Source organism: Methanospirillum sp., from assembly GCF_035406105.1.
Taxonomy (GTDB): Archaea; Halobacteriota; Methanomicrobia; order Methanomicrobiales; family Methanospirillaceae; genus Methanospirillum.
Map to the genome: position 1 here is coordinate 1 of NZ_DAONKG010000096.1, position 9,011 is coordinate 9,011.

General features: G+C 50.1%; 10 protein-coding genes. 1 reads left to right on the forward strand and 9 read right to left on the reverse strand.

Features of this window, described 5'->3' with window-relative positions:
* The 7 genes from PLA23_RS07135 to PLA23_RS07165 form a co-directional block, all read right to left on the reverse strand.
* Positions 1 to 472 (reverse strand): CDP-alcohol phosphatidyltransferase family protein (locus PLA23_RS07135; protein ID WP_324474622.1); only part of this gene is annotated, 472 nt, incomplete at its 3' end.
* Positions 469 to 981, reverse strand: coding sequence for an adenylate kinase family protein (locus tag PLA23_RS07140; protein WP_324474625.1), 513 nt, complete (start codon positions 979 to 981; stop codon positions 469 to 471). The genes PLA23_RS07140 and PLA23_RS07135, both read right to left, overlap by 4 nt.
* A complete protein-coding gene (locus PLA23_RS07145) occupies positions 978 to 2,054 on the reverse strand; it encodes a pyridoxal phosphate-dependent aminotransferase (protein WP_324474627.1) in 1,077 nt (358 codons plus the stop codon). The genes PLA23_RS07140 and PLA23_RS07145 overlap by 4 nt, the downstream gene beginning before the upstream one ends.
* Positions 2,029 to 3,168 carry an aspartate aminotransferase family protein gene (locus tag PLA23_RS07150; protein WP_502883602.1) on the reverse strand — a complete coding sequence of 380 codons (1,140 nt, stop codon included), beginning with the start codon at positions 3,166 to 3,168 and terminating at the stop codon, positions 2,029 to 2,031. Before PLA23_RS07150 ends, PLA23_RS07145 begins: the two co-directional genes overlap by 26 nt.
* Before the next feature lie 16 nt (positions 3,169 to 3,184).
* Positions 3,185 to 4,102, reverse strand: coding sequence for a glutamine-hydrolyzing GMP synthase (gene guaA / locus PLA23_RS07155; RefSeq protein ID WP_324474629.1), 918 nt, complete (start codon positions 4,100 to 4,102; stop codon positions 3,185 to 3,187).
* A complete protein-coding gene (gene pyrG, locus PLA23_RS07160) occupies positions 4,102 to 5,685 on the reverse strand; it encodes a glutamine hydrolyzing CTP synthase (protein WP_324331291.1) in 1,584 nt (527 codons plus the stop codon). The genes guaA and pyrG overlap by 1 nt, the downstream gene beginning before the upstream one ends.
* Before the next feature lie 61 nt (positions 5,686 to 5,746).
* Positions 5,747 to 6,154 carry a PaaI family thioesterase gene (locus tag PLA23_RS07165; protein ID WP_324474631.1) on the reverse strand — a complete coding sequence of 136 codons (408 nt, stop codon included), beginning with the start codon at positions 6,152 to 6,154 and terminating at the stop codon, positions 5,747 to 5,749.
* 109 nt (positions 6,155 to 6,263) lie between these two features.
* Here PLA23_RS07165 and PLA23_RS07170 point away from each other — a divergent pair, with 109 nt between their 5' ends.
* The gene (locus tag PLA23_RS07170) at positions 6,264 to 6,959 is read left to right on the forward strand and encodes a dolichyl-phosphate beta-glucosyltransferase (RefSeq protein ID WP_324331288.1); all 696 of its coding nucleotides are present in this window, start codon (positions 6,264 to 6,266) and stop codon (positions 6,957 to 6,959) included.
* A gap of 31 nt (positions 6,960 to 6,990) precedes the next feature.
* Here PLA23_RS07170 and hisD read toward each other — a convergent pair whose 3' ends face one another.
* Both hisD and PLA23_RS07180 read right to left on the reverse strand, forming a co-directional pair.
* The gene (hisD, locus tag PLA23_RS07175; RefSeq protein ID WP_324331286.1) at positions 6,991 to 8,247 is read right to left on the reverse strand and encodes a histidinol dehydrogenase; all 1,257 of its coding nucleotides are present in this window, start codon (positions 8,245 to 8,247) and stop codon (positions 6,991 to 6,993) included.
* Between the two features lie 86 nt (positions 8,248 to 8,333).
* A complete protein-coding gene (locus PLA23_RS07180; protein ID WP_324474633.1) occupies positions 8,334 to 8,864 on the reverse strand; it encodes a chemotaxis protein CheW in 531 nt (176 codons plus the stop codon).
* Positions 8,865 to 9,011: the final 147 nt, after the last annotated feature.

The following is a 9,011-nucleotide window of genomic DNA, read 5'->3' on the forward strand; positions in this document are numbered from 1 at the left end:
AGATTATACCGGCACCAATGAGAAGAATAAGCCGGTCAGCCCGCCCTAAAAATCCTCCATAAAAACGACCAATTCCCACTGCCTGAGCCTGGGTGCCCAAATACGATGCCATAAGAACACCGGTCAGCCCGAAGACTCCAATCTGCCATGGACAGAGCGGACCGGCGAATATCCCACATATCATGAGGATATCTGCATACCGGTCGACGGTATGATCCAGAAAGTCCCCTCTCAGACTCTGGATATCCATGGCCCGTGCAATGGAACCGTCAAGAGCGTCAAACACTGCATTGAGGAGGATGCATATGGTGCCTATCCCGATTTCATAAAAGTAAAATGCAATGCCTGCACCGGCTGCTGCAAGTAAAGAAAGGACGGTGCAACTGTCAGGAGTGATTTTGAGTCTGATACATGCAGCAACAACCGGATCGATGATCGGTTTTACCTGTCTGCGGTATGAATCAAGGGTCATAGCATGTCCCGGTATGTGATAAGCCAGTCAACAATACCGACAACCGGCTTTGCAGTTCCTCTGATGACCGCTTCAATCTGTTCGGCACAGTCAGGAATGTCTGCATTGGTCGTGTCTATCTCATAGAGTTTCTCCTCACCGTGAATATCAAATGCTTCGGCAAGGCAGACATCAAGGATTTCTGCCTCCACATTCTCCTTGATTTTCTTCTCCGGATATCCTCTTCTGGTAAGTCTCTCTTTGAGGACATCCGGTCTGCATCGCAGGATAATGACCCGGTCCGCCGGGAGGAGGTGCGTCAGATGGCCCTCAATAATCCCTTCAACCGGACTAAACTCCTCTGCCCAGCGTTCCTCATCGATGATATCGGTATCCCTCTCAGGATCATTACCAAGCCGGTACGGATCTATGGTATCTGAAGCATAGGTGACCGGTATTCCTCTCTTTTGAAGTTCCTGTGCTACCAACGTCTTTCCTGTTCCGGGTGTACCGGTAAGAGCGATCATCATATTATTCTGAATGCCTCAAGAAACCTGATATTTTCCCATTCTTCTCCGACACACACCCTGATATAATGATCTGCAAGACCAGGAAAACTCCTGCATGATCTGACCAGCACTCCCTTTTGTGCAAAAAAATCAGTTGCCTGATCACCGGTCAGCGGAGCAACATCTATCATTACAAAATTCGCCCCGCTCGGGAGAACCGGTTTTCGAGTCTCCTTGGTAAATATTTCCCGCCAGGTGCGGACATAGGCAATCGTCTTCCTGATGTATTCATGGTCAGAGAGAGCGCCAATAGCTGCTGCTGCTGATATGGTATTAAGGGTAAAAGGGGTTGCAGCCTTGTCATAGACCAGTTTGAACCAGTCCGGAACGAATGCATATCCAACCCTGCATCCGGCAAGACCAAAAACCTTGGACATGGTTCGTCCGATAATCAGGTTATCATACCGGTTCATGAGCTGGTGATATTCCTCAGATGAGAATTCCACATAGGCATTATCCAGAAAGAGTATTCCGTTTATGTTCTGCAGGATCTCTTCAATGACCGATACTGGTGTTACGGTTCCGGAGGGGTTGTTTGGGCTGCAGAGGAATGATATCTTCGCATCCCTTGCCGCTGATATGAATGATGGCACATCAACCGTGAAATCCGGATTTCGGGGGATGTTTCTTACGACCCCTCCCTGTGCTGCAGCTGCAAGGCCGTAAAATGAAAAGGTCGGAGTAGAAATGGCAACCAGGTCCCCCTGATTGATGAGAGTCCTGATACAGGTCTCAATCACCCCGTCCATTCCCACACCGGTGACAAAGGAGTAATCTCCATGATACTCTCGCAGTGCATGAATCAAACCGGTATGGGTGGTATCAGGGTACCGGTGCATAGATACAAGTGCTTTTTCTGCTTCCTGTACTGCACGGGGAGAAGGTCCGAATGGATTTTCATTACTTGCCAGACGGGCTACCTGACAAAATCCATACTCCTTTGCAATCTCCTCCGGCTTTCTGGCAAATATGTAGGAGGCACCCTGCCGATAGAGATCACGAATGAGATCAGCAGATCGATGTGATTGCTGCATTAATAACCCCGCATCCCCGGTCGATCTCCTCAGCACTGATGACGAGGGGTGGGACCAGCCGGAGATTTCCATGAGCGGCACAGTTTACGAGTACACCATTCTCCCTGCATTGCTGCTGGACCGCAGGGCATGAATCACCGATGGTAATCCCTGCCATCAGACCAATAATTCGTGGTTCATGTGCAGCAAGTGCCTTCTTCATCTGCTCGCTCTTGTGTGCCACTGACGGCAGGACCTCCTCAATAACGTCAAGGGTTGCAAGAGCAGCGGCACATGCTACCGGGCCCCCGGCAAAGGTGCTTCCATGTTCGGATTTTGTGAACTCAAGGCCGTCACGGGCAATGATTGCTCCCATGGGAAATCCACTGGCGATTCCTTTTGCAAGTGATACAATATCCGGCAGGATCTTTTCATGCTGGTACGCAAACCATGTCCCGGTCCGTCCTACACCAGTCTGTACTTCATCAAGGATCAGGAGGACATCCTTCTCATCACAGATCTCCCGAACCTCCCTGAGGTACCCTTCCGGTGGAATGATTACCCCTGCCTCCCCCTGGACCGGTTCAATTATTACTCCTGCGGTATCCCGGGTTATCGCTTTGCGGATCGCATCTGCATCCCCGTACGGAACAAAGGTGCAGCTGGGGTTTAATGGGAGAAAAGGCTCCCTGATGGCAGGTTTGTGGGTACAGGCAAGGGATGCCATGGTACGTCCGTGGAATCCGTCCTCACAGGCGATAAACTCCGTCTTTCCTGTTCTGACACGTGCCAGTTTTATCGCCGCTTCATTTGCCTCAGCCCCTGAGTTGGAGAAGAATGCCCTTTTCAATCCGGAGTATTCTACCAGCCGCTTTGCAAGTGTCCCCTGGTGGGGTACATAGAACAGATTGGAGCAGTGGATAAGTTCTGCTGCCTGTTCCTGTATTGCCTGAACAACCTTCGGATGGCAGTGCCCGGTACTGCATACCGCAATTCCGGCGACAAAGTCAAGGTATGTTTTTCCTTCTGCATCGGTGACCGTGCATCCGGATCCCTTTACCAGCATCATATCCCGGCTGAATGCAGGCATATAATATGATGATTCAAGTTCGCGATAATTATCTTCGTATTTCATGGTATCAACACAATTTTTATTCGTATTCGATGGTTGCAGGAGGTTTGGGGGTAATATCATACACTACCCGTGCAACACTGGGTATTGAGGAGGTGATTCTCGATTCAATCTCCTTGAGATCCTGAAATGATACCTCTATTGGATCTGCGGTCATGCCATCGCGTGAGTTGACTGCCCGTACTGCAACGATCCATCCATGGAGCCGGTTATCTCCTTTCACACCGGTTCCAAGTCCTACCAGAGCCCCAAGGCATTGCCATGGCCGGTACTTCTCTACCAGAACCTCTTCGATAATGGCATTTGCCTCCCTGACTACTTCGATAGCCTCTCTGGTTACTTTTCCAACGACCCTGACCGAGAGCCCGGGTCCGGGAAATGGCATTCGGTGGGCTATCTCGCGGGGGAGACCAAGCGCCTCAGCAACCGCTCTGACCTCATCCTTATAGAGGTCCCGAAGTGGTTCGATAACCCCGGAGAACTGCATGGTGAGTGGCAGGCCGCCGACGTTATGATGGCTCTTGATTCCTCCCTCACTCTCGATACAGTCAGGGTAGATTGTCCCCTGCAGGAGATACTGCGCACCGGTTGCTGTCGCTTCCCGCTCAAAGACACGGATGAATCGTTCACCGACGATCTTTCGTTTCTTTTCAGGATCACTCTCTCCCTCAAGTGCATCCAAAAACTCATCAGCAGCATTGACTACCTTCAGTCCAAGATGACCAAATATCTCTGTTATCCGCTCAGTCTCACCCTTCCGCATCAGTCCGGTGTCAACGTAGATCGGGATCAGCCGCTCTCCGATCGCCCGTGATGCCAGTTCTGCGCAGACCGAACTATCAACCCCTCCTGAGAGGGCAATAACGACCTTCTCACCTTTTGATTCCTCCTGAATCCGGCGAATGGCCTCTGTAATAAATTTCTCCGTATTAACCATTATTCTCCCTTTTCTCTGTTCTTTCGGCATGCCTCAACAAAACCCAGGAATGGTGGTGAGGGCCTCGTTGGCCTTGACCTGAATTCAGGATGGAACTGGGTTGCAAAGAAGAAGGGATGATTTGGAATCTCTGCAATCTCCATCCGGTTCTGGTTCTTCCCTGAGAATACAAGCCCTGCATCTTCCAGCTGCTGAATATACGCCGGATCAACCTCATACCGGTGCCGGTGCCGTTCGATAATCTCCTGCTGCTGATAGAGTTGATAGGCTATTGTACCGGGTGTGATGTGAACCGGGTAGTCACCAAGCCGCATGGTTCCCCCAAGGTTCTCAATACCCTCCTGTTCAGGCAGGATGGTAATAACCGCCGTTCCATCACCGCACTCACTGCTGCATGCATCAGCAATGCCAAGGACATGCCGTGCATACTCAACGACAGAGAGCTGAAAGCCGAGGCATAGGCCAAGGAGAGGAATCTTCTCCTCTCTGCATAAGCGGATTGCTTGGATCTTACCCTCAATGCCCCTGATGCCAAACCCGCCCGGAATGAGGACGCCATCACACTCACGAAGATCCGCAGGTTCAACACGTTCTGCATCAAGCCATCTGATTGATACTTCGGTTGAGAGCCTTCGTCCTGCATGCTTGAGAGCCTCTTTAATAGACAGATAGACGTCTTCCTTTCCATATTTACTGACAATCCCGACGGTTACCCGGTGGGTATACTCCCTGGTCACAACACGGTACCATTCAGGATCAGCACCATCCTTTCCCAGCTGGAGAAGCTGGCATAAGACATCAGCAAGCCCCTCCTTTTCCAGTTCCATCGGAACCTGATATATATCAGGAACGGTCGCAGCGCTGATGATCCCGTTTTGCGGGATGTCACACAGCGATGAAAGTTTCTTTTTCGTGTGTGAATTTAATGGCCGCTCACTCCGCCCAACGATGATATCCGTAAATAATCCAAGTTCCCTGAGCGCTTTGACTGAGTGCTGGGTCGGTTTTGTCTTCAGATCTCCCATCGAGTCTGATGGCATGAGGGTGACATGGACCAGGGCACGATCTGCGGTTGCAAGTTCACTTCTCATCTGCCTGACCGCTTCCAGAAATGGCATGCTTTCAATATCACCGACGGTTCCGCCAACCTCAACAATACAGATATCTGCAGGTTTTCCATCAAATACCGGCTCTTCTGCAGCTTTTCTGATACAGTCCTTGATCTGGTCAGTAATATGGGGAATGATCTGGACCGTTTGACCCAGGTAATCGCCCCGGCGCTCCTTATCAATGACCATCCGGTACACTTTTCCGGTTGTGATATTATGGGAGGAGTTGAGTTCAATATCCAGGAAGCGCTCATAATTTCCGAGATCCAGGTCAACCTCACCACCATCATGCAGAACAAATACTTCCCCGTGCTGAGCCGGGTTCATGGTGCCCGCATCAATATTCAGGTAGGGATCAATTTTGACTGCAGTAACCTGGTATCCACGGTTTTTTAAAAGCCGGCCGATGGATGCAGCAGTTATGCCCTTTCCAAGCCCACTCATAACACCCCCGGTTATAAAAATATACTTCACGTTCCTCCTCCGAAAACCTGCAGAAAGGTTACCTCTGATCCCTCTTTTATCCTGTGCCAACTCATGACCGGACTATAAAAGAGGCAGTGCATCGGGCGAGAAGGGTACCATGATTCGCATCAGTGATGGTCGCCTCGGCATATATCATCTGTCTGCCTTTTTTGACGACCTCACCGTCAGCATTGATCATTCCTTCCTGAATTCCCCTGATATAGTGAGTTGTACATGTGATAGTTGCTATCGTCTCTCCTTCGTTGAGCAGCGTATAGATAGCAAGGGCGATTGCCTCATCACCGAGAGCGGTATAGATGCCACCCTGAAGCCATCCCTCACCGTTCTTCATATCGTCCCTGACCGTCATGGAGAGCCGTGCCTTCCCATCCCCGTACGTAACCGGTACTATTCCCATAAGACAGAAGAACGGGTTTGCCTTCTGGCCTTTCATTTTTATTTCATCCAGGTAATGCATACCTTCATGTATGAACCGTTCTCGAGCATGAGACTGACGATAGGTATGGGGAATACATATGAGGATTTCAGGTGAATCAGATAGGGCATAGAGCTTCGCCCTCCCGATTATGAATCATCCATCTGTCAGCATTGTGATCCCTGCCTATAATGAATCTGCCCGGATAACCCCGCTTCTGTCAGAATTAAAGGATCCTGACATTGAGTTCATTTTTGTATGTGATGGTACTGATAATACTGACGATATTATTGAGGAGTATAAAAAAAATCATCCGGATCTGATAATCAGGTGTCTGACCTTCCCCCACCGTCTTGGAAAGGGCGGGGGTGTTCAGGCAGGGTTTGCGGTTGCAATGGCACCCCTCGTCGGGTTTATGGATGCTGATAACTCTACTCCGATAGCAGAGTTGATACGGCTGTCTCGTCTTATCAGAGATCATGACGGCGCCATCGGTTCCAGGCATCTCCCCGGCCAGGTTCTTTTAAGAAAACAACCTCTCTTCCGTCGTATCCAGAGCCGGATATTTAACACCATCATTCGGGTGATGTTTGGCCTATCGTTTTATGACACGCAGTGTGGTGCAAAAGTTTTTCGAAAAGAGGCTCTTGATGCAGTACTGCCTGACCTTCATGCAACGGGGTTTGAGTTTGATGTGGAGCTTATCTGGCGTCTTACAAAAAAAGGATACTCCCTTATCGAAGTTCCGGTCATCTGGAATGATACGCAGGACTCCAGACTCCGGTTTGCTGATACAGTCTCAATGCTCATAACGCTCCTCCGGATACGGACCAAAACCCTGTCGTAATCAGCGAACCGGGTATGATGTGATTCATTTCTCAGAGAGTACCCCGTCTGATTCTGACTGAATCTGCATGGGCCGATAGTCCTTCAGCATCTGCAATCATCTCAACGATATCCCCTATGAGTTCAAGTCCTTCCTTGTCTATCATCTGGATTGTGGATGTCTTGGTGAAATGTGCCACGTTCAGGCCTGAATAGAACCGGGCATTGCCAGCGGTTGGCAGAACATGGTTTGTTCCTGATGCATAGTCACCACAGGCCACTGCTGTATACGGTCCGATAAATATGGATCCTGCATTTTTTATCTTTCCAAGCAGGGACAATGAGTCTTTGACCTGTATTGCAAGATGTTCAGGTGCAATCGTGTTGGATGCGAGAGCCGCCTCGCTCAGATCTTTTACCAGGAGGTACCCGGAGCGCCCAAGAGACTGGGTTATGATATCTTTTCGATCCGCCTGTGCTGTAAGTCGCGTGATCCATGTTCCGACCTCATCTGCAAGGTTCCTGCTAGGGGTTATCAGTATGGACGCTGCTAGTGGATCATGCTCAGACTGGGCAATGATGTCAGCTGCAATAAAGTCCGGCTGTGCTTCTTCATCAGCAATGATGGCAATCTCAGAGGGACCTGCAGGGAAGTCTATCTCCACGATATCACGGACCATCATCTTAGCCGTGGTCACATACCGGTTCCCGGGGCCGACGATCTTCTCAACCGGGGCGATACTTTCCGTTCCATATGCCATCGCTGCTATGGCCTGGGCACCACCGGTCTGGTATATCTCATCCACCCCGGCGATATCACAGGCGACTATGGTGAGTGGATGAACCGGTGGGGGTGTGCAGCATATAATCTCCCCAACGCCGGCAACCCTGGCAGGAATGGCACACATGAGTGCAGTTGAAGGATAGCTTGCTCTCCCCCCGGGAACATAGATGCCTACCCGTGAGAGGGGAGTAGTCTTTACTCCAAGAGAGATTCCAGGTTCTGTTTCAGTTATCCAGAGATCATCACGACGCTGGAGCTCATGAAATCTGCTTATCCGTGCATACGCTTCGGACAATGCTTCAGCGATCTCGGGGGATACCGCTTCATATGCAGCATCCCTCTCCTGCTCACTGATTCTGACTGCATTAGGTCTGACCCCGTCGAATTTTTCGGCATAGTCAAGGAGCGCTGCATCCCCCCGTGCCCTGACCTCCTGAATAATCGCCTCAACAGGTCCCCTGACTTCATCAAGGGCTCCTTTCTGTCTATTCAGCCAGTTCTCAAGTGTAACCGGACTCCAGCTCATAGGTAGTACATGGTTGTGAGGTTCAAAAAAGTGATATGGCACAGGATACAGATGGATGGAGTATTCTTAGGTATTCTGTTCTGATCTTATGATCTCACCGCCCCGCTCTCCCATCTCCAGACATAAAAATCTGGTGCAGGACGCGCAATTTTTCCTCGTAAGAGATCAGTGAGCATCTTATGGAGATTCAGGTAGAGCAGGAGGAATTCCTCATCTTTCTCTTCTGATCCGACCCTGAGCCGAATTAGTCCTTTTACAAACTCTTCCATCCCTTCACATGCCGATATGTCAGCTGGCATAATATCAGACGGGATGACCGATCTGACATGAAAGACGTCATCGACTGATACTGCCATTTCGGTTTCGCTGACAACTCCTTTATGGATGATAAGAGTACGGTGCCTCTTCGTGTCAGCCCGGTCCATTCCGAGTAGGGGTGCTATGTTGATGACCGGTATCATCTCCTCACCCCATCGTGCCATCCCTTCAATATACGGGGGTGCATCATACACGGTAACGGTCTGCAGCGGCCGGACAAACTTATCAATCATGTCTCCGTCAATGAGGTAATGATCCCGTCCGAGTAGTATCTCTACAAGTGTCAGATGATCCTGCATGGCTGTTCGGTCCGTTCTGTTTATCTTATCAGTTCCCGTATTCAAACCCTTCGGTGCCGATCCCTGTGAAATGCAAAATCCTATCCCTTATCCTGCACAAACGCTACATATGGTATGACCGGTCCGAATAGAATCCCGGTCAGGTCA